Source organism: uncultured Zhongshania sp. (assembly GCF_963975605.1).
GTDB classification, from domain to species: domain Bacteria; phylum Pseudomonadota; class Gammaproteobacteria; order Pseudomonadales; family Spongiibacteraceae; genus Spongiibacter; species Spongiibacter aquimaris.
The window spans coordinates 364,935-388,965 of the sequence record NZ_CAXBHN010000002.1 but is presented as its reverse complement, the minus strand read 5'-3'; the positions used below and the strand labels follow the sequence as shown (position 1 = coordinate 388,965).

Sequence of the window (24,031 nt, the reverse complement as noted above, 5' to 3'; positions counted from 1 at the left end):
GATTACTCTTCGTTGAACGAATCGTTGCTAAAGCGTTCTGGTATGGCATGCGAGAAGCTCTTTACATAGCGGTTATACACTTCGGTACTGACTTTGCCGCTTAGGTACTGTTCTTCCGTGCTTGCATTTTGTCCAGAGCGCTGTAGCTCAAGTAGACGATGGGTAGCGGTTTGTGGCGCTGGGTTTTGGGTGTAAATAACTTCTGGCTCTGCAAAAACAGTTGCCGAAAAAGTTGTAACACCAATAAAACATGCGATGGTTAATTTATTCATAGTGGTGCTCCTTGTTTAATGACGTTACTACCCGCAATTGTGGGTTGTTTAAATGCGTTGGCTTGGCTCAGTAGCTCTCTAAATTCTTGCGACGGGATGTCGTTATTTTTTGCCATGCGCAGGGCGGTTCTGCTGTCGCCATCCAGTATCAAACTCATTACCATATTGCGAATGGCAACTGGGTGGCCTGGCTGTAGCTGTAAGGCGGTCATAAACTCGCGCTGTGCGCCCTTAAAATTCTTGTGGGCTAACAGAATAAAACCGTAGTCGTTGCGAATATCGGCATTGCTTGGGGCAAGGCGACGTGCTTTTAGCATTTGCTGATGAGCTTGTGGGATATCGCCGCGGGTCGCTAAAATTTTTGCCATACCGGCGTGACCGAAAGCTGCCATGCAAGTTAGGCTTAGGTTTCGATAGCTTGTGTAGGCTTCATCTAGCATACCCGTATTGCGTTGTGCTTCAGCGCGCAGTCTTAACACCCGCGGAGAGCTGTCAGGCGCTTTTTCAAGATAGGCTAGCGCTGAGTAATACTGTTTTTCCGATACTTGCTGTTCGATTAGATCAAGTGTGACGCTTTCCTCTTTGCTAGTTGGAACATTGCAATTACTCGCCGCGGCTTGCTTGGAGGCTGGCGTACTAGCGCAGCCACTTAACAGCAGCACTAATGTGCATGAGGAAATTAATAATTTATTCATTTGCAACGCTCCTTGCTTAATTACCTATATTGCTCATTACACTTGAAACGGACATAAGGGCTGGGCCAGCAACGACGATCAAGAGGGCTGGGAATAAAAACACCATCATGACCAGCGACATCTTGCCCGACATTTTGGTAACTTCTTCTTGCAAATCCAGCTTTCTGCGGTTTTGCAAAAGTTTGTATAGTTCGTCAAGGGCTTTATCAATGCTGCCACCCGTAATGGCTTGTTGGCGGACAACAATAAGGTATTCTTTAAATCCCTCGGCGTTGGTGCAACCTATTAGCTCATACAGCGACTCTTCCTGACTTTGGCCGGATTCAATCTTGTTTACCGCAAGTTGTAATTCCTGCGAACAGGTTGGGGCAAGATTGCGCAATTGATCGCAAATAATCGCTAGTGTTTTAGGTAGTGATAAGCCCACGCGCCAAAGCATCCTTGTTGTTTGCACTAGTATCAGGGTTTCCTGGTTCAGTTTTTCTTGGCGATCTTCGGCAATTTTCTTCAAGAAAAAATAGGCCAAGTACACCAGCAACACGAAACCAAGCGTAATGGTAAGTAGTATGGTGGTAGCGGGGCTGCCTTTGAAATATGTATATATACCAAGGCATATAGCGCTGGTGATGATCGCGATGAGGCTTATTGATATGGCATTCACTTGTTGTTCAGTGTTGAACAAACCAGCGCGCCGCAATAATTGTGATAAAGACGCGATGTGGGTGTTTTCTTCACGTAGCTGGCGCCACATATCCTTTGAACTAAATTCAAATTCCTGTTTTTGGCCGGATGACGTTGTTTCTACATGGGCTATGGCCAGCAGTAGTACGGGGGCTGTGCACAGAATAACCGCGCCAATAATGTAATACAGGTGATGTGCTTCCATGTTGTTCTCCTAGGCCCCAATGGATTTGACCATGCGCCACAAGACGGTGACGCCAAGTAGCTGCATGACAATGGCAGCAATTAGAGTTTGTTGACCACCGGTGCTATTCCACATGTCGGTGAGCATTTTAGGATCATTAAAAAACGTGTAGCCCGCGATGCCGACAGGGAGGACAGCCAGAACAAATGCAGTAAATCTGGTTTCACCGGTCATGGCGCTGAGTTCGCGTTTACCCGAATCTTGCATTCTTAGAATATCGACGATGTCGTCGAGAATTGAGCGAATACTGCCACCATACTGTTCGTTGATGCGCAGTGCTGTTGCCAGTACATCAAATTCGTTTAGCTGATTAACGCGTGCTTCACGTTCAAAGGCCTGATGAAGGTCGTAGCCATAGTGCACGCGCCTGACAATTCGTCTCATTACCGTGCCCAGCGGCCGCTCCAATGTTTCTACCGAGTCGGCAAAGGCATTTTCCACAGAAACGCCGGCAGATAGGCGTCGCGTAACTTGGTTGATAAATGAAGGAAGCTGTTCTAGCATTTTAGCTCTTCGTTGCGCGCCAATTATTCTAACGAGCGAGAAAGCAATAAATACAACACCAGCTGCTGCGAGGACACCCACCTTGATAGGCAGGATTAGCAGGCTTAGTGCGATACCAGTGAGCATGATTGCAATGGCAACATAGACAATCGCAGGCGGTAGTTCAACGCCGTTGCTGCCGAGGTAGTTCTCTAATGCCGCCGGCAGCTTGGGGCCGGCCTCGGGAATGATTTCATTCTCGGGCGTCCGCGTTTCGGATTCGCCACTAATCAGCATTAGCACCACAAAAGCTAAGCCGACCAGAAGTAGTGCGAGTGCAATCCATAACATAGCGAAACTCCTTTAGCTCAGATGTGCGCCAAGTCAGGTGAGCGAGTTGTATCCTTAGCTCCATCAACGCGAAGTACTTTTCGGCTTGCATCGTCGTAGCAGAAGATATCTTTTAGGGTTAGTTCATTATTGATGACATGCAGTTCTGAGATCTGAAGTACACAGCGGCGTCCATCTGATTTGCGGCCTATATGCACAATTAAGTCGAGTGCGCTGCCGATCATTTTTAGGATTAACTCGCCAGTGCCTTTGAAACCGGAAATACCCACCATCATTTCGAGACGCGTAATGGCATCGCGCGCTGAGTTTGCGTGCACGGTACTCATAGAGCCATTGTGGCCAGTGTTCATCGCTTGTAGAACGTCCAGAATTTCGCCGCCACGGCTTTCGCCCACGATGATGCGGTCTGGGCGCATACGCAGGGCATTTTTCACAAGTTCTCGTGCGGTGATTTCACCGACACCCTCATTGTTCTCTGGGCGGGTTTCTAAGCGAACCACGTGCCCATTGCGAAGCTGAAGTTCAGCCGCGTCTTCTATGGTGACAATCCGCTCGGTGCCAGGAATAAATTGGCTGAGAATGTTGAGTAACGTGGTTTTACCCGAGCCAGTTGCACCACTTATCAGAATATTGGTGCGGTTGCTTACCGCATTCGTTAGGTATTCAAGGACATCTTCACTGATTGAACCGGTTGCTAGTAGTTCTTGCGCAGTAAGTGGATCTTTGCGGAACTTACGAATCGAAAGGCAGGGGCCATCGAGCGCGAGTGGTGGCACAATCGCGTTGATACGACTGCCATCCTCCAGGCGACCGTCAACAATTGGGCTAGACTCATCAATACGGCGGCCCAAGGGTGAAATCATCCGGCGAATAACCCGCAGTACGTGACGGTTATCGAGAAAGCGCATATCCGCCTTTTCGAGTACGCCGGCACGTTCGATATAAATATTACGCGGACCGTTAATCAATATGTCGTTTATCGTTGGGTCATCTAGAAGACTTTGCAGCGGCCCAAAACCGACGATTTCATTTAGTAAGTGCTTTTCTAATGAAAGGAATGTCTCGCGGTCGATGGTTGCTTCGTAGATTCGACAGTATTGACGAATGTACGCCGAAATCGCCTCTTCCAGCTTTTTCTGATTGTCGTCGTAAATGACTTTGTCATCTTCAATTCTATCGATAACAAATTTGTGCATATCTGACTTTAGTTTTTCATAATCGTCAGTAGGGGCAACTGGTTTACTTGGTGTTCTTCGTTCTATCAATCTCATCACGGAATACCTAATAATCAGTTAGAAAAGCCGACGCCGGCTGACGGTTTTGAAGTCTTACCTGAGCTATTACCCTCTAGTGAATCACCAAATAACATATTGGTGAACGAGGGGGTGTAGTCTTGGTAAATTGCACCCGGTAACTCGCGTAGCTCAGTATTCTTCGCAATGGGTTTGACTAGGTGAGGCGTTACTATCATCACCAATTCTTTGTCGTCCTGTTCAAAGCGTGTGGAGCGGAACAGTGCACCAAGAATGGGTATGTCACCTAATCCAGGTACTCTATCTGCATTGTTGAACGTGTTGCGAGTAACTAAACCGCTAATGACGAAACTTTCACCTGGAGCTAGCTGAATCGCTGTATCAGTTCTGCGAACTCGTAGGGTTGGAACAGAAACACCACTTGCTTGAACACCACTGTTAAAATCGAGATCGCTCACTTCTGGCGCAACCTTTAACATAATGCTGTTTTCGCTTAGCACCGTTGGTGTTAAACGTAGACGAACACCAAACTCTTTAAACTCAATTTGTACTCGGCCGTCTCTATTAGAAACAGGGTAGGGGAACTCGCCGCCCGCCAGGAAGCTGGCAGTTTGTCCAGATAGACTGACCAGTGACGGTTCCGCTAAAGTGTAGGCGTAGCCATTTTGTTGTAGGGCATTCACTGCAGCCTTGAAGCTGCCGGTTGCGTGACCTACTAAGATAGATGAGGTATCGCTGCCCGTTGCGATGCCACCAAGTAGTTGACCAACTGGGTTGCCGCTTAATATGGGTAATAGGCTTGCTGCACCGGTGGCAATGGATGTGTCTCCGCCGGTGTATGCCAATGCGGTACCAATCTGCTTTAGTTGCGAGCGGCTATATTCAATAATTCGAATGTCAGTCTGAACCTGAATCGCGCCTTGTTGCACTGTATTGTCGATTGCCTTTTCGCCCGCTTCAGCAATAAGTTGATCATGCTGGATAAGGGACTGTGTTTTACCTTGCAAAACAATATTGTCACCTGATGCGTCTATGGCAATGCCCGCGGTGCTAGAACTGGCTACATCAGGCACGACATCGATTTTGAATACAGTCGGATCGCCACTACCTTGCCATAGCAAAAGTTGCGTCGACCCAATTTGTTTCGCCGTAATCAGAAACTGCGTCGAATTCAACACTTTAAGACTCGCGATGGCTGGGTTGCCAATTGCGCTGCGCTTCACACTGTACTGTGTGGTTAGCGCTTGCTGTTCGCCAGTAGTCATGCGCATAGTTTTGTAGGGGGTCGCCTGAGCTACCGAAACGAGCGCAAGCAGCAAGCTAAATATAAATCCTTTTTTCATCTTGGATACTCCTTCTGTGCCCTTGAAATTGCTCGTTTTCATTAGTTACGTACCGTAATTGTTTCGACTGAATCACCGCTATAAACATAGACAGATTTCGGTGCTGGTGGTGGTTTTAAACCGGTAACATCGCGGATAAATGCAGTGCGGTCGGCGTCACTCATGTGCTTACTTAGTGATGCCTCAGTCTCTGTGCTGGCAACGTCGTTACCGTCCTCGGACTCCATGTCGATCTCACCAAGTGCGACTAAGCGAAGATCACCGCGGTCCTCCGCGAGAGTCAGAACTGGGATGTCCTCTAGAGCAATCTCGAGGACGGCTGAGCGACTGCTTTTTCCAGACTCTTTTTCTGCTTTTGCGCTAGACTTTTTCTTGTTGTCGGTAACTACAATATTTTTATCTGCACGTTCAACATCCGTCCCAAATGCAATGACCCGGATATTTTTAAGCAGGCGGCGAGATATGCTTTTGTTGTAGGTTTCTTTTGATGCCTTAGTTGTAAAAACGACATCAACACGGTCACCAGGTTGTAGAAATCCACCTGCACCGGATGCTTCATCAACTTTAATTGCCAGTGCGCGATAACCTGGGTTGATATAGGGAGCTAGCGTACTTTGCTTTTCAAAGTCACTTGCGCGAATAATGGCTCCAACTGCAACTTTGGATTCTAATTTCTTGTTGAGAATGTCTTCTGCTTTCGTGAAGCTGCCGTCGACAAGAAGGGGGTAGGGGATAAGCTGGACGTCTTCAGCAGTAATGATTTCGCCCTTGTCCATGCCGCGATTTGCGATAAGCAATTTTTGCGCATAGGCAAAGTTGGCTTGCTCTGCGCTGCTCGCTTGCGCCTGCGACACTGATCGGCTCTTGGACGAGTCCTCCTGACTTATTTTGTAGCCAATTATCCCCATAAATACAGCGCTGATAATCAGCAATGCGGCGATAATCTTTAATGTCCTTGCTTGCATAGTCGTATCCCTAAAAAGGTCAATAAATTGAAGTGCTATTTATTACCACTGTCTTTAAAACGAATCTTAAGCACTGTGTCATAGTGATGCTATTGTGGCTGTTACGTATGATGCTTGCGGCTTTTACACGAGGTGCTACGAATAATGTTGCGCTCGCGCTAAACACTCTTAAAACAGTAAGCTAGCTTTACCGCTTAGTTGGTTGGGTAAGGTAGGGAGTTTCCCAAAGCCCGGCATGCTGATTCCGTCTAGCAGCGGCGCTGCTGATACCGTAACTTCACATATAATGCCGTCAAGCGCTGGTTCACCATCTTCCGGTACAGAGGCGTCTCGGCAGTCGCTGCTCCATACCAGAGAGTCTGGAGAGTAGATAAGCAGGCCATCCGTATCATCTTTCTTGAGGCGGATATTTGCTATAGTGTCTATCTCTATTTCCCAGTCTTCGGGAGTCTCGCAATCTTCACACGCCAGTGCGGCTCGTAAGACTTCTTCGCTTGAATACGTGAAATTCTGAACTAATAGGAATGCCAAGCCATAAACGATAATTGCGTAGCACATGATAAAAAAAACTGGGAAGATAAAGACAAACTCGATAGCAACGACACCTTTTTGCCGCTGCAAAAGTGAGCGATAAAAATTTCGGTATGTCATTGTCGTGCTCCATGCATAGCTAGTGGGTGAAATATTGATTTAAGTGACAAAGGACATAAATACTGCGCCGATCGCGACTGCACTTCCCAAGGGAATACCTCTGTGAAATGTGTTACTTACGGAGTTCGTATTTGGATAGAGTGCTTTTGTTAATGACATTTTTGAAATCAAGTGAATTAATGACATTAATAACAGCAGACTAAAAATTCCTATCGAAAAAACAGCAAGTAATTGTAGTGGCTGCCACAAGGGAGCTATTGCTAGCATCAGCTTTACATCACCGCCGCCGACTATTCCTTTAATATAACCAGGTAACGTTAGTATTAGTCCTATGCCGATGTTAATCGTAATATGTTCAGCATTAATTCCCGAGGAGAAGGCGGCATAACATGCCGCCCATCCTGCGAGTATCATTACCCAGGTATTGGGTATACGACGGTGTTGCCAGTCGATGTACCCAATGGTTAGTAGTATAGGTAGTGACCACATTGCTAATCGTATTTGTATCGCTCCAATTTACGGAGGATTCATGGCGCCGTCGATGGCAGTGAATGATGTGTCAAAGTTGAGTAGTCCTAGAGCTATAACAATTACTCCAACTAGAATCGCAGCCATTACCGCATATTCAATTGCACTGGCACCGTTCTCGTCATTTTTGAAGTTGCGTAGTTTGCTAGTAATTTTGTTTAACATGATTCATTCTCCGTGATTAATTTAAGAGGACCGAACAGCGCAGGTTTTCCCTCTCGGCCTTGGTGCTAACTTTGCTCTTTACACACTTTGAAAGAAATAAGTAGTTGCCGAAGTTAGTTTACGGAAAATAGTAGGTTTTAAGGGATATTGCGAGGTTTTTGTAACGTGGAGCACATTTTTTGAGTGGTGAGAGGAAAAATGTAAGGCTGAAAGCGATGGATTTTCTCGCAAGGCGTGAATATTCAAGACAAGAATTGCAGCAAAAACTATCGCAACGCTTTCCTGAAAGCTCAGAAATTGATCAGGTTTTAGATGAGTTGAGTGCAGATGGCTTACAGGCGGATAGCCGTTTTGCAGAATCATTCTTTCGTTTACGCGTAAATATGGGGTATGGCCCTCAATATATTCGCGCTGAATTACGCCAGCGCGGTGTGGCTGAAAACGTGGTTGAAGACACATTTTCGAACCAAGATGTAGATTGGGTAGCCGCGGCGCAGCAGCTGTTTGAGAAAAAATACGCGGGACAAGATATGTCTGACGCTAAGCTGCGGGCTAAGTGTCAGCGCTATATGCAGTATAAAGGCTTTGCCTTTGACCATATTCGTGAGTTGTTTTGATTTTTTCGTAGTGCCTGCGATACTAAAAGCCCCGTCGTATTGAATAGACGAAATCCTCGCTGCGTATTGCAGAATAAAATGCTGCTACCATTTGTCGCCAAAAATTGAATCATGCTTGGCCAAGTTAAGGGTTCTAGGTGATCGGAACCGATGTTTTTACTTAAATTCAGAACAGGCCGGAGGCCGAGGTATTTGGATCCCCGATCGGGGTCGGGGATGACGGTTTGTAGTGTGGTCGGTGATGACGGTGGTATCTCCCAGCATCGTCATACTCGGCCGCGACCGAGTATCCAGGTGAGCGGCAGCGAACGTCTTTGGCTTCAGACGTCCGACAAATCTAATCGTTTTTGACGGAGTATAGTGCGGCTCATAGCCCGAGTGTATGCGGATCCCGATAGGGGCAGGGGATGGCAGTTCCTCGCTTTATCTGTTTCTTTGAACGGTAATTGAGCAGGTATTGGCGACGTATACGTAATATCAGCGCTGTGCATTTGGGGCTTTTTGCGATTACTATGTTTAGATAATACTGTTGTTAGTTTAGTGGGGAAGTAATGAAGAAATTTAGCTTTATCATGTTATTAAGTGCTGTTTTGAGCGGCGTTGCCATTTCACCAGCTTTAGCGAATGACGCTGCATTTGGCGGCGCACGGTTAGATGTTTTAAGCGAGAAATTGAATCTTTCGCAAGGCCAGCAAGGGCAGATTCGAACCTTGCTTGAAAATTATGCCAAGGAAGCAGTTGTTATTCGCGATGGTCTCGTTGCAGCGCAGGAGAGCATTCGCCGGGTTAATTTGGCAAGGTTGGACGAGACCGGTGTGGCGCGTTTAAGTCGAGAAGCCGGGCGGCTTTCGGCGGCGCATACTAAGGCGCTACTGGATACACAGCGCAAGTTCTACGCGGTGTTAAATAAAGAGCAAAAGCGCGCTTATAATAAAATACGTTCAGACGCGCTTCAGGCGGCGAAAACGCCAGCTAAATAAGATATCTCTTTGCCTAAATAGCTAGCCCGCTGGGGCTAGCTAAAGTCTGTTTCCAATTTAATCTTTTACAGCCTTTGAATACTTAAGCCTTCTTGCGCTATCCAGTCAGCCAGTGCATCTGCTTTGGTTTCGTTGCTAACAATCGCAATGCTCGCTTCTGCATTCGTAAAATATGTCTCACAAACGCGCAGTAAGTCCTCCGCGGATACAGCGAGGACGCGCTGGCGGAATTGACGGCGTTCGGCGATCGTACGACCAAAAATATTGCTGTGATAATCTTGCTTGGCTTCGCCTGCGGGTGAGCCGGGTTTGTCGATACTACCAACAACACCGAGAATGGCTTCCTCCAATCCCTGCGCCGAAACGGGTGTAGTGAGCATCCACGTGATCGATTTATCGAAATCGTTCAAGGTTTCTTGTAAGCGTGGGTCTCGGTAGGAGTAAAACCGGAATGCGGCTATGTTGGAGTCTTGCGAAGCGCCGCCGCCATAGGCGCCGCCTTGTTCGCGGATCGCACGGTGTAAGAAGCCATTGCGTAAATACACTGCAAATACGCTGAGTACTGGGGCGTCAGGGTGGCCAGAGGCTACGGTCGGGTAGGCTTTGGCGCAGAAGTTGACTTGCGAGTTGGCGAGCCAGAACTCTTTATTGATCCCTCGTAAGGCCGGTAGCTCGAACCCTTCGCTGGCGACCGCATTGAAATCCTGCCAAATCGGGCCGATGTCGGCACATAAACTTTGCAGTTGGTCGTTTTCGGCAATAATCAGCAATTGTTTATTACTGGAAAGCATTTTCTGGTGTATTGCCGCCAGCTCATTTGCAAGGTTCGCTAGCGAGCTCTTATCGTCGATGCGCTTGGCGAGTAGCTTGAGTTGCCGAATCCCGCTCAAGCCGCCTAAATCTTCATTAACCTTGGCAATCGGGCTCATCGCCGCACTGGCTGCACTCATTGCTAAGCTATGGCCATTGCCGGTGACGGCTGATTCGCGGCGCCCTTTAAGCTGGGCAATGAGTTCTTTTAGTCGGTCGTGCTCGTCAAAACGCAATTGCTCAAAGGTGTCACGCATCAACTGGGATTGATCCGAGGCATTGCGCAGTAGCGCTTTGGAAGACAACACTAAGAAAGCTTGTGTTTCCTGTTCATTGTTAATGCCGCCGCGCATTGTCGTATAAGCGCTGATGCCACCGCAAACCTGCGACTGGCGCGCCTGAACTTGAAGGTAACTTTGCTTGCCAAGGCCAAGCTCGGTCGCGACAAGAGTGTATATGGAAAGTAGCGAAAGCTCGTCTTCGGTCAGTGCCGGCAAGCTAACGAGTAATTGCTGATAAACCAGTCCATTGGTGCCACGGCCATATTGTGTGTACGGTAAGTTGCCGAATTCCGCGGTGTCAAAGTGCAGTGCTGGCGTGTCTAGCGGCACGTCATCGAGGGTGACTTTTGGCAAGATGGACTCGTCTTCTTCCATCGTTTGACGTTCAGCCAGGGCGGCTGCTTGATCGATGATGGCTTGTTTTTGAGAGTCGCTAAGCCCGTTTTTGATCGCTGTTAGGCGATCTATTTCTGCTTTTTCTGCCCGCGCTTGAATGTTTTGGTCGGGACTCATCACCAAGGTCACTCGGTGAGGGTTGTCCAACAGATTTTGGGCAAGTTGTTTGATGTAGTCTGGGTTGGCGGTTTTATTTCTTATCGCCTGTAACGCGGGGTCCAAATTGAGTAATTCAATCGGCTTGCCGCGATGAGTCGCGCTGCCCAAGGCGGTTAATATTAATTGCAGGCCATATGGATAGCCGTCACCACCGATTTCGCGCTGGCGCAGCTCTAGCTGATGCAAAACGGCATCGACATCCTCTTTGGGAATCCCATTTTCAGCGACATTTTTTAAGGTCTCAAGAATAAGGTTCTGAACCTCGTCGGTGTTTTCTACGTTGCTACCTTCAACACCGCAGGCCAACACCATCTCACGCATCGAGTCCTCTAGCCCACACATTGGCGAAGGCGCGCTGCCAAGTGAGGAGGTTTCCAATGTGTGCATTAGTGGGCTGGCGCTATTGTCGAGCAGTACTCCGGCAAGTAATTGCGCTTCTAACTGAGTCTCCAGCTCGGTGCTTTTGCCCATTAACCAGGCGACAACGATATGAGTTTTTTTGTCTGTGTCTTCAGAGGGTGGCAATGGGTAGCTTTCTTGAACGCGCATTGGTGCGTGGTAGCGTTTTTCATCGCCAACCGCGATATGGGTGTCGAGTGCCTCAAAGCGATGCAGTGCCAAATCTTCAAAGCGAGCCTGGTGTTCTGCGGCGGGAATATCACCAAAGGTCATAAAAATAGCATTGCTTGGGTGATAGTGGCTTTGATAGAAAGCCTTTAGTTGATCGTAGCTGAGGTCTGGTATGGCCTCGGGGTCACCACCGCTGTTGTAGTGGTAAGTAGTGCTTGGAAATAAATACTTACACAGTGTATGCCAGAGTTGGCTGGGTACTGAACTCATGGCGCCTTTCATTTCATTGAAAACCACGCCTTTAAATTCCAGCTCGGAATTTGGGTCTCCAGGGTTTTTAAATTCCAGCCGATGTCCTTCTTGGGCAAAGTCCAGTGGGTGCAAACGAGAGAAAAAGACGGCGTCTAAATACACTTGCAGCAGATTTTCAAAATCTTTGCGATTGCTACTGGCGAAGGGGTAGGCCGTCCAGTCAGAGCTGGTAAATGCGTTCATAAAGCTGTTTAAGGAACGGCGAATCATCATAAAAAACGGGTCGCGAACCGGATATTTTTCGCTGCCGCACAGGGCGGTGTGCTCCAAAATATGGGCAACGCCGCTGGAGTCTTTTGGCACGGTGCGCAGCGCCACGAGAAACACGTTTTCTGGATTGTCGCTGGCGATGTGGTAGTGGCTAGCGCCTGTTTTGCTGTGACGGTACTCAGCAATGCACACTCCAAGTGCGGGTACATCTTCGTTGCTGATTAATTCAAAGCTGGGATATGCCTTTGGGTTTGCTGCTGTTGTTACTGCGGTGTCGACTTGAGTCATGCGTCATCCGTATATTTGGCGAAGAAGTAAATGCTGTTGGTATTCTAGGCTCTGTGGGCGTGAATTGCATCAGCGCGACTAGGCTGTTTTGTACACTAAATCGTTTAGCTGAAGGAGTACTGGTACTCCTTCAGCTTGAAAATGACGTGTGACTCTGTAGGTTGGGTTGAGGAACGAAACCCAACATGGTGGGATGCGCTACCATCGCTTGTTGGGTTTGATAAACCGCCCGAATGGGCGTCCAGCTTAAAAGCTTGTCGTTCCTCAACCCAAGCTAGGAACTTTGGCATTAGGTAATATTATGTTAAAGGAGTTCTAAGGCAGGGCGGGCAGCTCGAATCTTATGCGGAATATGTTTGGCCAAAGCTTGCCGGTCACTAGCCAGCTATTGTCTCTGGCGTCGTAGGCAACGCCGTTTAACACCGCCTCGGGGGCGAGTGGGCTGGTTTTGTTAGCGGTGGCGACAAGTTCTGATAGATCTAGCTTGCTAAGCACCTTGCCATCGCGGCCATCGATGATAAATAGATAATTGCTGTGCCATTGATTGGCGATGACGTAGTCGCCAACACATTCGAGCTCGTTTAGTTTAGTTACAGGTGAATTGTTTTCTGTGACGGTGAGGGTGTTAATCAAGGTCATTGTATCGGCAGCTAACCATTGTAACTCGCTGCTGCCATTGCTCATGACAAAGTGATCGGCGCGACCCTTGACGATACTGGCGCAGAGTCCCCAGCCTTCACCTTCGTAGGGAAACACCCCGAGTAATTTAAAATGCTGGGGGTCGATAATTAGGCCGCGTCCTGCGCGCCAGGTCAGCATATATAGCTTGCCGCGGTATTGGGTAATACCCTCAGCAAAAACAGTGTCTGGCAGGGCTGAGCCGCGGATACTGTCGTTAGCAGCTGGTGGGAAATTACGAGCGATAATTTTGGAGTGGCCGTAAAGGCCGCTGCTTTCGTAAAGCTTCCCTTGGTACAACTCTAACCCTTGAGTAAATAGGGCGGGTTGATGCGGATAGGTGTTGATTAGTTCGTAAGCCAAGTCGGGAAACGCGCGGCTGGACACAATAAGCGAAAACAAGATAAGTGCCACGCCTACGCTACCGTGTCTCGCCATCTTGGCGATGCGGCGGCAAGATGATTTGGTCTGGTTTACGGATTTGTTCACGTGCTATCTCAAAAGGTGGTGGAGCGCCGACCGAAATCAGTTTGTTTGAGTCTGCCATAAATCGGCTTTAGCTCGTAGCTTTAGCGCAAATCCCTGCGCAGACCTTAAGTGGAAATTAAGCGCAGATCAGAATGCCGGTCTAGATTTTTTGATTGCGAATGATTCTGCGCATGGTAAATCGTGCGGGTGATAGCGCTTCACACAAATGGCGAGGCAGAGGGCGCACCTCTCCGCATATATAGCTAGCCAGCAACTCTGCGCACACTGGGGTAGACGTTAGCCCGCGCGATCCGTGAGCCACATTGATATACAGCTTGGGGTAATTGCTGGCGGCGGTATCAATACATAGGCGAGCGTCTTTGCCCAATGCAGCATAGTTCTTGGCATAGTCTGCCACGATAGGTGCGGCCCCGACGATGGGGAGATAGTCTGAGCTGCTGCAACGCAGTGAGGCACGGCCGTCAAGGGCGCTAGCCGTGCTTTTTAATAAATTAGGTGAGATTGCCTTTAACTGGGCGAGATTTAAGCCGTGATCACATTCCCTGAGCGCGGTGTCCGAGTCCCTCAGGGTAAAGCTGGCGCCAATACATAATTTGCCTGCTATGGGTGGGGCCAAATATCCCTCATGGCAAATCACGCACTGGGGAATTTGTGTTAAATCAGACTCGTTTAGGTAGCTTAGCTGGCCGCGAATCGGTTTGATCGGCAGGTGCTGGGTTTGGGAAAATTGCAGCGCATCGTTGCTGTTGGCGACAATAACCGCATCAGCATCGACGATGCTTTGCCCTTTGTCATCCAATACACACCATTGCCCATTTTCGGCGTTTGATAGTGAAACACCTTCGCAGTGGGTGATAAGGCGAATATTGGGATGATCCAAGTCGGCGTTGCAGACACTTGGTGGCGAGAGCCAGCCAGCATTTGGATAATAAAAAGCTTGGCCGTTTAAGGCGACTCCACTGACCTTTTCTAACTCATCTCCGCTTAAAAACTGCAACCAATCTTGGTCGGCGAGTAGGTTTTTCAGCTGATCAAATTGTACGGCGTCTTTCTTTGAATTTGCTAGCTGCAAAACACCGCAGAGCTCACCTTCGATGACACCGCTGGCGAGCCGCTCGCGATAATGAGCCAAGGCATGCAGAAAACTAGTCAGGGTGAATTGGTTTAAATCGCCAGGGGCAGGTGAGAGCTTGGTATATAGCACGCCTTGCGGGTTACCTGATGCCCCACTTGCCGGTGTGTTGCGTTCAATGACTGTGACTTTTATGCCGCGCTGGGCTAAAGCTCGGGCTGTGCTGCAGCCCGCTAGGCCTGCGCCGATGACTATTGCGCTATTTACCGCTGACGCAGCGGACGGACGGTGCCACGGTACGGCAACAGTTTCGGGTTTTGGCGCGTCGGCGTCACTCTGATTTTTAAATGTGCCGCGCAACATTTCCCGTTTGCGACCGTAGCCGGTGACTTTCTCGATCGCAAAGCCTTGCCCACGCAGTCCGCGTTTAACAAAGCCCGCCGATGTGAATGTAGCGAATGTAGTGCCCGTGTCGCTGAGTGCCCCCATACAGCTAAACAAGGTGTCGTGCCACATGTCGGGATTGCTCGCGGGCGAGAAGCCGTCCAGAAACCACGCGTCGACGCAAGGTGGTCGATCTAGTGGCGAGGTTTGTGATCGAGGGCTTGATGGGCTCGGCGAGTCTAGTAGTGCCGGCAGACATTCAAGTGCGTCGCCGAACAGCAAATCCAGGCAAACTTGTGCACTATTCAACATTCTTCGGTGCTGACCTGGTAACAGCGGCGGATAATTGTGCTGTAGTATAGAGGCCAAATGAGTCAATTCTGGCCAGTATGCATGCGCTCTGCGCAAGTCTGCTGGATGCAAAGGATGTTTTTCGACGGAAATAAAGTGGAGTTGCCAGTTGGACGGCGCTAAGGATTGCCAAAGCTGCCAAGCGAGTAAGAAGTTTAAACCGGTGCCAAAGCCGGTTTCAATGATGGTGAACCTTCCACTTTGCTGTGTGTCCAGAGTTTTCCAGCGTTCAGTTAACTGATTGTGAATTAAAAAAACATGGCGGCTTTCATGGATGCCGCTTTCCTGACTGAAATAAATATCGCCGTAAGTATCGGCCCGGGGGACGCCATCAGTTCCCCAATCGATACTGGCGGCCTCAAGAAAATAGGGGTTGGGGTGCGAGCTCTTAGCCATTGTGTATATAAATTCAGTATTGCCGGGGAGCGTATTGTAGCAGTGAAAATGGCTAAAACCTCCGCGAGTCGATTTTTGATTGTGCCGGCTGTTGCCGTGCAATTCTTGGCGATTTTTGTATTATCTTTTAGCCTCGTGTCCCACGTGCAGGCGCAGGCGGTTGACGCCCAGAAAAGTAAAGTGACTCTCGCCTTAGCGACTGAGCCGCCAACCTTAAATAGCGCGGTGGCGACAGATACCATAGCCAGTTTTGTATTGTCGCATTTGATGGAGGGTCTGTTGGTTTACGGTCCCGATGGTGAGCTGGCGGCGGGTGTTGCAGAGCGCTGGCAACTAGATGCTGATGGCGCCACGTTTTGGTTGCGTAATTCGGCGCGCTGGAGCGACGGCAAGCCGGTGACGGCCCATGATTTTGTGTTTGCCTGGCGTCACGCCCTTAAACCCAGTACCGCGTCGCAGTATGCGTTTATCTTCTATCCCATTAAAAATGCAGAAGCGGTTAACGGTGGACAGCTAGCGGCGACGGAGTTGGGTGTTACTGCGGTGTCCGATCATGAACTCCGGGTGGAGTTTGCTAAGCCCTGTCCCTACTTTCTCAGCTTAGCTGCCTTTATGACGTTTTTACCGCTGAGGGAAGACGTCGTTGAGCATTGGGGTGGGCGCTACGCCGCTGATAGTGACAAGCTGGTGGTTAATGGCGCTTATGTATTAGACAAATGGGTACACGGAGCTCATCTTAGATTGCGTAAAAATGGCCATTATTGGCAGAAAGATGGCGTCAAAATAAACGAAATAGATATGCCTTATATTACGGCCGACCCCAGCGCCCAGTTTAATTTATTTCGCGATCAACAAATTGCCATTGCGCCATTGGATACGGGCTTGCTGGATGAGGCTGTCGAACGTGGTTTTAATATTGAATATTTTCACACCGGCTCCCTATATTTTCTCGAGTTTAATTTTCGGGAAGGGCGTATTAGTAGCAATCGTGCGTTTAGAAAAGCGGTTCAGCGTTTAATCGACCCAGACTTGCTAGTCAATAAAATCATCGGTTTGCCGGGCGTTAAGCCAGCGTATTCACTTTTTCCTGTCACCGTTAAAGGTAGTGAAAAACCCTTTCGCGAAGAATATCCCGTCATGCGTGTCGACGCCGATATTGCCGAGGCGCGCAAGTATTTAAAGCGGGCTAAGGCTGAGTTGGGTTTAGAGTCGTGGCCGCCATTAGTGATGTTGGCGGGAGATAGTCCAAGAGCCTTGCAAGAAGCGGAATACTATCAGTATTTATTTAAAAAGGGCTTGGGCTTGGAGCTCCGTATTGACCAGCAGGTGTTTAAGCAGCGACTTGAAAAAATGCGCCGTGGCGATTTTGATATTGTCGTGGCCGCGTGGGGGCCAGATTACGACGATATTATGACCTTCGCCGATCTATTCGCCTCCTGGAACGACAATAATCGTGGACGTTATGATAATCCACTCTATGATCGCTGGATTCGATTGGCACAATCGAGCAATGATGCGAAGACGCGTTTTAATGCCATGGCGCAAATTCAACGCATAGTTGTAGAGGATGTGCCCATTTTACCCACCTATGAAAATGGCGCGCTGTATGTTCAGAACCCGCGGTTAAAAGGTGTTCGACGCTCTATCTTCGGTGGTGATCCGAATTTTCGCTACGCATGGATTGAGCAATAATTATGCTGAGTTTTATTGCCAGAAGACTGTTGTCGGGGGTGATTACGATTTGGTTTATCGCCACCGCGACGTTTTTTGCTATGCATGCGGTGCCGGGAGACCCGCTTACCCAGGAAAAGGCGATGTCGCCAGCGGTACGCGCGCAGTTAGAAGCGCGCTATGGTTTGGATAAGCCACTATTTGAGCAATACCGCTTGTTTATGAGCAATATGTTGCACGGCGATTTTGGGATTTCATTTACCCAAGAAAATCGGCGGGTGAACGACATTATCAGTAAGCACTTTCCTATTTCGGCGATCTTGGGTATCGCCGCCGTATTAATTGCGCTGGTGGGTGGGGTGGCGGCGGGGTCAGTAGCTGCGTACTGCCGAAATCGTTGGCCAGATCGCTTGGTGATGGTTGCTGTTATTGCCGCTATTTCGGTGCCGGGTTTTGTTATTGCCGGTTTGGCGCAGCTGGTCATTGTGGCAATGAATAATGCCGCAGGTAAAACCTTATTGCCCGTTGCGGGTTGGGGCAGTGTGAGCCAAATTTGGGTGCCAGCTCTGGTGCTGGGTTTGGGCACAATGGCGTATTTGAGCCGAATTATGCGCGCATCAATGTTGGAGGTGCTCAGCGCAGACTACAATATTGCGGCCAAAGCCAAGGGCGTTCATGGATGGCGTTTGTTTTGGCATCATCAGCTGAGAAATGCGGTGTTGCCAGTGGTGACCGAGTTGGGCCCAACTATCGCCGCAATTACGACCGGTGGCTTTGTGGTGGAATTGATTTTCGCCATACCGGGTTTGGGACGATATTTTGTGCAAGCTGTTCAGCAGTTGGACTACACCGTCATCATGGGAACGACGGTGTTTTACGGCGCCTTCCTGGTGCTGGTGGTGGTATTGGTTGATATTAGCTATGGCTTAATTGATCCGCGTATTCGTTTACACCGAGGCAGAGCATGAGGCCGTCGTCCTAATGGCAATCTCAGTATTTCGTTTTGCTCCTAAAACGTGGGGCGCCGCAGACGATTTGGAAGCGGTTGCGCCTATTCCACTGCCGAGCATGGCCAATCCCACTGTTATTTTGTCGGGATTGATGGTGATTTTTTTACTGTTGTTTGTCACTGTCGGGCCGTCGCTATGGCGTCAAAGCCCGTCGCAGCAGTGGCTGTCGCAGATATCGGAAGGAGCGAGTCGCGCTCGGTCGGTGCGGATTGTATCGGACAACGGCGCGTGGCGGCCCTCTAAAAAAGCAGATGCGCCAAGCGGTTTAAAAGTTCACGCAGCGAATACCGAGTATGTAAGGCTGCAGTGGCCGAAATTGGCTGGTATAGAACGCTATCGTGTTTATCGTGGTGACGCCAACAAACCTGGACTTGGCTTGGCGATCTCCGAGACTGCAGACAGTTATTATCAAGATCGTCTGCAGCTGAGTAGCGAAGTGTATCGCTACACTATTGCCGATGCCGATACCGGACTCTTACTACTGTCGAGAGAGGTCAGGCCGGAAGCGGCAATGTCAGTCTTTGAGGCCCAGTTACAGGGCTTAATTCCGGTGACGAATAACAAAACCCAGTGGGTTGAAATACCGGGGCATCCGCTGGGCACCGACGCGCTAGGGCGCGATATATTGGCCCGCTTGATGGCGGGTGGCCGCACATCGCTGTTTGTTGGTGTGGTGGCTCCCTTACTTTTTATTACTTTCGGTTGTATTTTTGGTGCGATTGCAGGGTTGATGGGAGGCTGGGTAGATCAACTCGCCATGCGTTTCGTCGACTTTGTGGTGGCACTGCCGTTTTTATTATTTATGATTTTATTCCGCGTTGCGTTTGGCATCGGCCCTGGCGAAAACGGCATCATGCCACTTATTGTTGCGATGTTGGTGTTAAGTTGGCCGGGTAGCGCGAGATTGATACGCGGCCAGGTATTGGCGCTGCGCAGCCAGCCGTTTGTAGAGGCATCACGCATCGCTGGCGTCAGCACCTCTCGCATAATTCTCCGTCATATGTTGCCCAATGTATTGCCGATGATATTAGTGGCATTTAGCTTTGCGATTCCGCAGGCAATATTTACCGAGGCATTTTTGTCATTTATCGGTATGGGGGTGTCGCCGCCGACCACCTCGTGGGGAGCGCTGTGTAATGAAGGTATCAAAACGCTGTTGTCGCATCCTCGCCAACTCATCCTTCCAGCCATATTCATCAGTCTGTCGGTGCTGGCCTTTAATATATTGGGCGATGCCCTGCGCGATGCAACTGATCGACGCTCGGGGGTGGTGCGCGCATGAGCCTACTCAAGTTAACGTCATTGCAGGTTAGTATCGGCCCAGTAAAAGCGGTTCGCGATGTGTCTCTGAACTTGGAGGCAGGGGAGTGCAGAGCGTTGGTTGGTGAATCGGGCTGCGGTAAGTCGGTGACGGCGATGACCTTACTGGGACTCATGCCAAACGCAGCAAAAATCAGTGCTGAAGAATGGTGGTTTGCTGGTCGCGATATGACGCAAATCAAGGAGCGTGAATGGCGTCAGTTGCAGGGAAATCAAATCGCGATGATTTTCCAAAACCCGATGACGGCTTTAGACCCGACGCAAACCATCGGTGCGCAGATAGCCGAGCCATTGCGGATTCACAAAGGCCTGTCGCGACGAGAAGCAAAAATGCGCGCAATCGCGTTACTTGAACGCTTGGCGATTGCCAACCCTGCGCAGCGGGCAGAACAATATCCCTTTGAGTTTTCTGGCGGTATGTTGCAGCGGGCAATGATCGCGATGGCGGTTGTGTGTGAGCCAGAACTCCTTATCGCCGATGAGCCTACCACCGCCCTCGACGTTACTGTGCAAGCAGAGGTTTTGTCTTTGTTACAGGAGATGCGGGAGTCAAGCGGCACTGCCATGTTGTTTATTACCCACGATCTCGGCGTCGTTGCCGAGATCGCAGACTCGGTGTCAGTGATGTACGCCGGTCAAACCGTTGAGTCAGGTTCGCTGCACGATGTGTTTAGTCGGGAGGCCCATCCTTATACCCAAGCTCTAAAGCGGGCCGTTCCGAGTTTGGAGAACCCTAAGCCTTTGGAGGCAATAGCAGGCACCCCACCTGATTTGCGTCAGCCGCCGAGTGGCTGCGGTTTTGCCGCGCGGTGTTCGAAGCGCATGGCGATTTGCGAAGAGTCACCGCCACTGATGTCCTGTGGTGAAGATCATCTTGCGCGCTGCTGGTTGTGGCATAAAGATCACCCAGAGCGCTGGCGCGAGGCCGAAGCTGTTTCACTGTTGGGAGGAAAATCATGACCGCGCCGCTGGTGGATATTCGCCAATTGCGTTGCCATTTTAAAAGTGGTGCTAATTTATTGGCGGCGGTGGATGGCATTAATCTGCAAATTACAGCGGGTGAGGTGTTAGGGCTTGTTGGTGAAAGTGGCTCGGGTAAATCGACCCTGGGACGAATGATTGCTGGTTTGCAGTCCCGTAGTGCAGGCAAGATTTATATTGATGGCAAAGACATGCCCCATTCCTATCGCCGTCATGACTATCGCGAGATGGCGACCCAGGTTCAAATGGTGTTTCAAGATAGCTATGCAAGTTTAAATCCGCGGATGACGATTTTAGCGAGTTTGCAGGAGCCGCTTTGGAGTCTTGGTATTCATGGTCAGGCCGCGCGGGATAAAGCAGCCTACTGGCTAGATCGCGTTGGTTTACCGCAATCCGCGGGGGAGCGTTATCCCCATGAGTTATCTGGCGGTCAGCGCCAGCGTATAGGTATTGCCCGGGCGTTTATTACCGAGCCAAAGTTGGTGATATGCGATGAGCCGGTATCGGCACTGGATGTCTCAGTGCAGGCGCAGATTATTAATTTATTGCAGGAATTGCAGCGTGAGCACAATACCGCCATGCTGTTTATCGCCCACGATCTAGCCGTTGTAAGATTTTTAGCCACGCGCACGGCAGTTATGTATCTTGGTGAAATTGTAGAGATTGGGCCAACAGCCGCCGTGTTTGAGGCACCTCGTCATCCCTATACGGTGCGATTGCTCGCGGCACATTTAGATGGAAACCCAAAGGGCCGAATGCTAAACAAGTCACTACCAGCTCAGACTGTTGCCAATCGAGCACCGCTGGCGACCGATAGGGGATGTCGATTCGCGCCACGTTGCCACATGGCAGAATTGGCGTGTTGCGATACCCCGCCTTGGTTACAGCCCAGCAGGGTGCGCACTGAAGCAGCCTGTCATCGCTTAGTGGATATTGAAATTCTTAGGTCCAGGGCATAGCGTCGGTATTGAGGTTTTATCGGCTAGGCTTTGTGGTCTTAAAATAATTGGGTAGTTAGCCAGCCCTCTGAAAATATTAATATTGGATAGTCATTTTATGAAAGTGAATATGGATACATCGAGCGTACTGACAATTTCAGTAAATTTATTTAAGACCTGCTTGCTAGATGTGGGCCGCACCGAGGCGAAACGTTATTTTAAGGAGCTAGAGGCTGGTCGGGAGTTGTTTTTGACCAAAATGGACATGCCGGATAAATCTACAGTGCGGGTTAGATTGCAGTTAATGCCTGAAGAGTTTCGCGGTCACTTAAATTTCAGTGCGTTTAAACTGCAATTGCAGATGTTGTGCGCCGAGTTGGTCAAGGTGATACAGACTAAATCAGAGCCAATTGTGATGAGCGATGATAGCGGCCAGCAACTTGTATTTAATATTCCAGCTATAAGTCATATCGATGGTCATCTTAATGCACTGGTTTTGGCCGCGGATCTGCGGCGCAGTGGTGAGCTGGTCTTGCAGCTGATGTTTATTGATCCTGAGCAATATCGTGTAGCGGAACCCGCCAGCGTTGAGGGATAAGCTAGGGGAACAGCACAAAGCCGCTCGCAAAGTGCACTAGTGTTGACAGTGAGTACAAATATCGATAGCTTGCCACCTTTAGTAGCCGTGGTCAGACTGCCTGTCATCTGGCCCGGCATTAATAACAAAAAGGCCTTACGAGGGGACGACTTTGTCAGCAGCAATGGAAGAAATCGCAGCAGCAATAAGTGCGGCGCGGAAAAACGCAAATGTGTCGAGTAGTGTTGATCTTGCTCAGTACGCTAATCTGGTGGACATGTTTGCCTACTGCGCAACAACGTTTGCGAATCACCCAGTTATATCGTGTATGGGTAAAACTATTACCTATCGCGAGCTAGATATCTTATCTGCTCAATTCGCGTCATACCTTCAGAACCATACCAACCTGAAGGCCGGTGACCGTATTGCCTTGCAAATGCCAAACATTATCCAATATCCGGTCGCACTTTTTGGTGCAATCCGCGCGGGCCTGATCGTGGTTAACACCAACCCACTTTACAGCGAGCGCGAACTGAAACATCAACTGAATGACTCAGGGGCGAAAGCGCTAATTGTTTTGGCAAACGTTGCCGAGGCAGCTGCGGCGGTTGTCCCAGAGACACCAGTAGAAACGGTGATTGTCACTGAAATAGCCGATCTGCACACCGGCTTTAAGCGGCCATTAATTAACGTCGTAGTCAAGCGTGTTAAGAAAATGGTGCCTGATTTTAGCTTTGAAAATCAGATTTCATACCGAAAGGCATTGTCCTTGGGTAAAAGCGGCAAATACACCCCTTCTTCACCGGGTGCAGAAGACGTCGCTTTATTGCAGTACACCGGCGGTACAACCGGTGTGTCTAAAGGCGCCATGATCAGTCATCGCAATCTGATGGCCAATGTCCTGCAAAGTAAGGAGCTGTTTGAAAGCTATGGCTTGAACGAGGCGACAGAAACCTTTTTGTCACCGCTGCCGCTTTACCATATTTATTCTTTTATGCTGTCATTCTGCGTCATGATGCAGGGTAATCACGCGGTGCTTATTCCAAATCCGCGTGACTTGGGCAGTGTAATTAAAGAAATGAAGCGCTGGCGCTGGAGCGGCATGAGCGGTATCAATACGCTTTTCGTTCAACTGTGTAATCACCCGGAATTTAAAACACTCGATTTCTCCTCCGTCAAAGCCACTTTGTCAGGTGGTATGGCATTAACTGCGGGTGCGGCGAAAGAGTGGATGGAGATGACTGGGGCGCAGGTTTACGAAGGCTACGGCTTAACTGAAACCTCGCCGGTGGTATCAATTAACCCAGGTGGTGCCAATCAAATCGGCACTATCGGGATTGCCCTGCCGGGCACCGAGATTCGTATCGTCACCGAGGGTGGTGAGGACGTGGGAATCGGTGAGCGCGGTGAGCTTTGCGTGCGAGGCCCGCAGGTGATGATGGGCTATTGGCAGCGCCAGGATGAAACTGATAAGACCATTAAAAATGGCTGGTTGCATACCGGTGATGTTGCGGTTGTGCAAGAAGACGGTTATATGCGGATCGTTGATCGCATGAAAGACATGATTATCGTTTCTGGCTTTAATGTTTACCCCAATGAAATTGAAGATGTGCTGAGTGGCCATCCCAATATTGCAGAGTGCGCAGCGATTGGTGTACCTGATGAGAAGTCAGGCGAAGCGGTAAAAATCTTCGTTGCTGCTAAAAATGGCGACATTGATAAGGACGAGCTGAAAGCATTTTTGCGTGAACGCTTAACCGGCTATAAAATGCCGCGTTATATAGAAGTTCGCGATGAATTACCTAAAACCAACGTTGGTAAGGTTTTGCGTCGTTCACTTCGAGACGAGGAGCTTGCCAAGCTCGCCAAGGCTGATTAAATTTTCAGCTCATTGCAAAAAGGCGCCTGAT

General features: G+C 49.4%; 22 protein-coding genes. 9 read left to right on the top strand and 13 right to left on the bottom strand.

Going from position 1 to position 24,031, the window contains the following annotated elements; all coding sequences use genetic code 11:
• Positions 1 to 2 precede the first annotated feature (2 nt).
• The 10 genes from AAC007_RS04130 to AAC007_RS04085 all read right to left on the bottom strand — a co-directional run bounded on the left by AAC007_RS04130 (position 3) and on the right by AAC007_RS04085 (position 7,631).
• Complete coding sequence (locus AAC007_RS04130; protein WP_339674721.1) at positions 3 to 272, bottom strand: DUF3613 domain-containing protein; 270 nt, start codon at positions 270 to 272, stop codon at positions 3 to 5.
• Positions 269 to 967, bottom strand: coding sequence for a hypothetical protein (locus tag AAC007_RS04125; RefSeq protein WP_296434025.1), 699 nt, complete (start codon positions 965 to 967; stop codon positions 269 to 271). The genes AAC007_RS04130 and AAC007_RS04125 overlap by 4 nt, the downstream gene beginning before the upstream one ends.
• A gap of 16 nt (positions 968 to 983) precedes the next feature.
• Positions 984 to 1,853, bottom strand: a complete 870-nt coding sequence (locus AAC007_RS04120; protein ID WP_296434023.1) for a type II secretion system F family protein — start codon at positions 1,851 to 1,853, stop codon at positions 984 to 986.
• A 9-nt stretch (positions 1,854 to 1,862) separates the two neighbouring features.
• Positions 1,863 to 2,726: a type II secretion system F family protein gene (locus AAC007_RS04115; protein WP_296434022.1), complete on the bottom strand. Its 864-nt coding sequence runs from the start codon at positions 2,724 to 2,726 to the stop codon at positions 1,863 to 1,865.
• A 17-nt stretch (positions 2,727 to 2,743) separates the two neighbouring features.
• A complete protein-coding gene (locus tag AAC007_RS04110) occupies positions 2,744 to 3,997 on the bottom strand; it encodes a CpaF family protein (protein ID WP_296434020.1) in 1,254 nt (417 codons plus the stop codon).
• 17 nt (positions 3,998 to 4,014) lie between these two features.
• Positions 4,015 to 5,322 (bottom strand): type II and III secretion system protein family protein, encoded by a 1,308-nt coding sequence (locus AAC007_RS04105; RefSeq protein WP_339674716.1) that lies wholly within the window; start codon positions 5,320 to 5,322, stop codon positions 4,015 to 4,017.
• Between the two features lie 41 nt (positions 5,323 to 5,363).
• The gene (cpaB, locus tag AAC007_RS04100; protein WP_339674714.1) at positions 5,364 to 6,287 is read right to left on the bottom strand and encodes a Flp pilus assembly protein CpaB; all 924 of its coding nucleotides are present in this window, start codon (positions 6,285 to 6,287) and stop codon (positions 5,364 to 5,366) included.
• Positions 6,288 to 6,455: 168 nt separating this feature from the next.
• On the bottom strand, positions 6,456 to 6,938 hold the full coding sequence (locus tag AAC007_RS04095; RefSeq protein ID WP_339674713.1) for a TadE/TadG family type IV pilus assembly protein: 483 nt from the start codon (positions 6,936 to 6,938) through the stop codon (positions 6,456 to 6,458).
• Positions 6,939 to 6,977: 39 nt separating this feature from the next.
• The gene (locus AAC007_RS04090) at positions 6,978 to 7,427 is read right to left on the bottom strand and encodes an A24 family peptidase (protein WP_339674712.1); all 450 of its coding nucleotides are present in this window, start codon (positions 7,425 to 7,427) and stop codon (positions 6,978 to 6,980) included.
• A gap of 27 nt (positions 7,428 to 7,454) precedes the next feature.
• Positions 7,455 to 7,631 carry a hypothetical protein gene (locus tag AAC007_RS04085; protein ID WP_339674710.1) on the bottom strand — a complete coding sequence of 59 codons (177 nt, stop codon included), beginning with the start codon at positions 7,629 to 7,631 and terminating at the stop codon, positions 7,455 to 7,457.
• Positions 7,632 to 7,846: 215 nt separating this feature from the next.
• On the opposite strand from AAC007_RS04085, the gene AAC007_RS04080 reads away from it, so the two are divergent.
• Together AAC007_RS04080 and AAC007_RS04075 are read left to right on the top strand one after the other, a co-directional pair.
• Entirely contained in the window at positions 7,847 to 8,248 is a 402-nt protein-coding gene (locus AAC007_RS04080) for a regulatory protein RecX (protein ID WP_339674709.1), read from the top strand.
• Positions 8,249 to 8,799: 551 nt separating this feature from the next.
• Positions 8,800 to 9,228 carry a Spy/CpxP family protein refolding chaperone gene (locus tag AAC007_RS04075; protein WP_295871600.1) on the top strand — a complete coding sequence of 143 codons (429 nt, stop codon included), beginning with the start codon at positions 8,800 to 8,802 and terminating at the stop codon, positions 9,226 to 9,228.
• 65 nt (positions 9,229 to 9,293) lie between these two features.
• On the opposite strand, the gene AAC007_RS04070 is transcribed toward AAC007_RS04075, so the two are convergent.
• From AAC007_RS04070 to mnmC, 3 genes are all read right to left on the bottom strand, one after another.
• On the bottom strand, positions 9,294 to 12,254 hold the full coding sequence (locus AAC007_RS04070) for an insulinase family protein (protein ID WP_339674708.1): 2,961 nt from the start codon (positions 12,252 to 12,254) through the stop codon (positions 9,294 to 9,296).
• Between the two features lie 315 nt (positions 12,255 to 12,569).
• Positions 12,570 to 13,421, bottom strand: coding sequence for a glutaminyl-peptide cyclotransferase (locus AAC007_RS04065; RefSeq protein WP_339674707.1), 852 nt, complete (start codon positions 13,419 to 13,421; stop codon positions 12,570 to 12,572).
• A 139-nt stretch (positions 13,422 to 13,560) separates the two neighbouring features.
• Positions 13,561 to 15,624: a bifunctional tRNA (5-methylaminomethyl-2-thiouridine)(34)-methyltransferase MnmD/FAD-dependent 5-carboxymethylaminomethyl-2-thiouridine(34) oxidoreductase MnmC gene (gene mnmC, locus AAC007_RS04060; RefSeq protein WP_339674706.1), complete on the bottom strand. Its 2,064-nt coding sequence runs from the start codon at positions 15,622 to 15,624 to the stop codon at positions 13,561 to 13,563.
• 48 nt (positions 15,625 to 15,672) lie between these two features.
• On the opposite strand from mnmC, the gene AAC007_RS04055 reads away from it, so the two are divergent.
• The 7 genes from AAC007_RS04055 to AAC007_RS04025 all read left to right on the top strand — a co-directional run bounded on the left by AAC007_RS04055 (position 15,673) and on the right by AAC007_RS04025 (position 24,000).
• Entirely contained in the window at positions 15,673 to 17,316 is a 1,644-nt protein-coding gene (locus AAC007_RS04055; RefSeq protein ID WP_339674705.1) for a peptide ABC transporter substrate-binding protein, read from the top strand.
• A gap of 2 nt (positions 17,317 to 17,318) precedes the next feature.
• A complete protein-coding gene (locus tag AAC007_RS04050; protein ID WP_295871613.1) occupies positions 17,319 to 18,263 on the top strand; it encodes an ABC transporter permease in 945 nt (314 codons plus the stop codon).
• Between the two features lie 13 nt (positions 18,264 to 18,276).
• A complete protein-coding gene (locus AAC007_RS04045; protein ID WP_339674703.1) occupies positions 18,277 to 19,587 on the top strand; it encodes an ABC transporter permease in 1,311 nt (436 codons plus the stop codon).
• The gene (locus tag AAC007_RS04040) at positions 19,584 to 20,585 is read left to right on the top strand and encodes an ABC transporter ATP-binding protein (protein WP_295871615.1); all 1,002 of its coding nucleotides are present in this window, start codon (positions 19,584 to 19,586) and stop codon (positions 20,583 to 20,585) included. The genes AAC007_RS04045 and AAC007_RS04040 overlap by 4 nt, the downstream gene beginning before the upstream one ends.
• The gene (locus tag AAC007_RS04035; protein WP_295871616.1) at positions 20,582 to 21,565 is read left to right on the top strand and encodes an oligopeptide/dipeptide ABC transporter ATP-binding protein; all 984 of its coding nucleotides are present in this window, start codon (positions 20,582 to 20,584) and stop codon (positions 21,563 to 21,565) included. The genes AAC007_RS04040 and AAC007_RS04035 overlap by 4 nt, the downstream gene beginning before the upstream one ends.
• A gap of 109 nt (positions 21,566 to 21,674) precedes the next feature.
• On the top strand, positions 21,675 to 22,142 hold the full coding sequence (locus AAC007_RS04030) for a hypothetical protein (RefSeq protein ID WP_339674702.1): 468 nt from the start codon (positions 21,675 to 21,677) through the stop codon (positions 22,140 to 22,142).
• Positions 22,143 to 22,293: 151 nt separating this feature from the next.
• A complete protein-coding gene (locus AAC007_RS04025; protein WP_339674701.1) occupies positions 22,294 to 24,000 on the top strand; it encodes an AMP-binding protein in 1,707 nt (568 codons plus the stop codon).
• Positions 24,001 to 24,031 lie beyond the last annotated feature (31 nt).

What these genes read in the sequence shown, in the direction of transcription:
- AAC007_RS04130 (WP_339674721.1), bottom strand. Translation starts at nt 272, where the DNA reads ATGAATAAATTAACCATCGCATGTTTTATTGGTGTTACAACTTTTTCG.
- AAC007_RS04125 (WP_296434025.1), bottom strand. Translation starts at nt 967, where the DNA reads ATGAATAAATTATTAATTTCCTCATGCACATTAGTGCTGCTGTTAAGT.
- AAC007_RS04120 (WP_296434023.1), bottom strand. Translation starts at nt 1,853, where the DNA reads ATGGAAGCACATCACCTGTATTACATTATTGGCGCGGTTATTCTGTGC.
- AAC007_RS04115 (WP_296434022.1), bottom strand. Translation starts at nt 2,726, where the DNA reads ATGTTATGGATTGCACTCGCACTACTTCTGGTCGGCTTAGCTTTTGTG.
- AAC007_RS04110 (WP_296434020.1), bottom strand. Translation starts at nt 3,997, where the DNA reads ATGAGATTGATAGAACGAAGAACACCAAGTAAACCAGTTGCCCCTACT.
- AAC007_RS04105 (WP_339674716.1), bottom strand. Translation starts at nt 5,322, where the DNA reads ATGAAAAAAGGATTTATATTTAGCTTGCTGCTTGCGCTCGTTTCGGTA.
- cpaB (WP_339674714.1), bottom strand. Translation starts at nt 6,287, where the DNA reads ATGCAAGCAAGGACATTAAAGATTATCGCCGCATTGCTGATTATCAGC.
- AAC007_RS04095 (WP_339674713.1), bottom strand. Translation starts at nt 6,938, where the DNA reads ATGACATACCGAAATTTTTATCGCTCACTTTTGCAGCGGCAAAAAGGT.
- AAC007_RS04090 (WP_339674712.1), bottom strand. Translation starts at nt 7,427, where the DNA reads ATGTGGTCACTACCTATACTACTAACCATTGGGTACATCGACTGGCAA.
- AAC007_RS04085 (WP_339674710.1), bottom strand. Translation starts at nt 7,631, where the DNA reads ATGTTAAACAAAATTACTAGCAAACTACGCAACTTCAAAAATGACGAG.
- AAC007_RS04080 (WP_339674709.1), top strand. Translation starts at nt 7,847, where the DNA reads ATGGATTTTCTCGCAAGGCGTGAATATTCAAGACAAGAATTGCAGCAA.
- AAC007_RS04075 (WP_295871600.1), top strand. Translation starts at nt 8,800, where the DNA reads ATGAAGAAATTTAGCTTTATCATGTTATTAAGTGCTGTTTTGAGCGGC.
- AAC007_RS04070 (WP_339674708.1), bottom strand. Translation starts at nt 12,254, where the DNA reads ATGACTCAAGTCGACACCGCAGTAACAACAGCAGCAAACCCAAAGGCA.
- mnmC (WP_339674706.1), bottom strand. Translation starts at nt 15,624, where the DNA reads ATGGCTAAGAGCTCGCACCCCAACCCCTATTTTCTTGAGGCCGCCAGT.
- AAC007_RS04055 (WP_339674705.1), top strand. Translation starts at nt 15,673, where the DNA reads ATGGCTAAAACCTCCGCGAGTCGATTTTTGATTGTGCCGGCTGTTGCC.
- AAC007_RS04050 (WP_295871613.1), top strand. Translation starts at nt 17,319, where the DNA reads ATGCTGAGTTTTATTGCCAGAAGACTGTTGTCGGGGGTGATTACGATT.
- AAC007_RS04045 (WP_339674703.1), top strand. Translation starts at nt 18,277, where the DNA reads ATGGCAATCTCAGTATTTCGTTTTGCTCCTAAAACGTGGGGCGCCGCA.
- AAC007_RS04040 (WP_295871615.1), top strand. Translation starts at nt 19,584, where the DNA reads ATGAGCCTACTCAAGTTAACGTCATTGCAGGTTAGTATCGGCCCAGTA.
- AAC007_RS04035 (WP_295871616.1), top strand. Translation starts at nt 20,582, where the DNA reads ATGACCGCGCCGCTGGTGGATATTCGCCAATTGCGTTGCCATTTTAAA.
- AAC007_RS04030 (WP_339674702.1), top strand. Translation starts at nt 21,675, where the DNA reads ATGGATACATCGAGCGTACTGACAATTTCAGTAAATTTATTTAAGACC.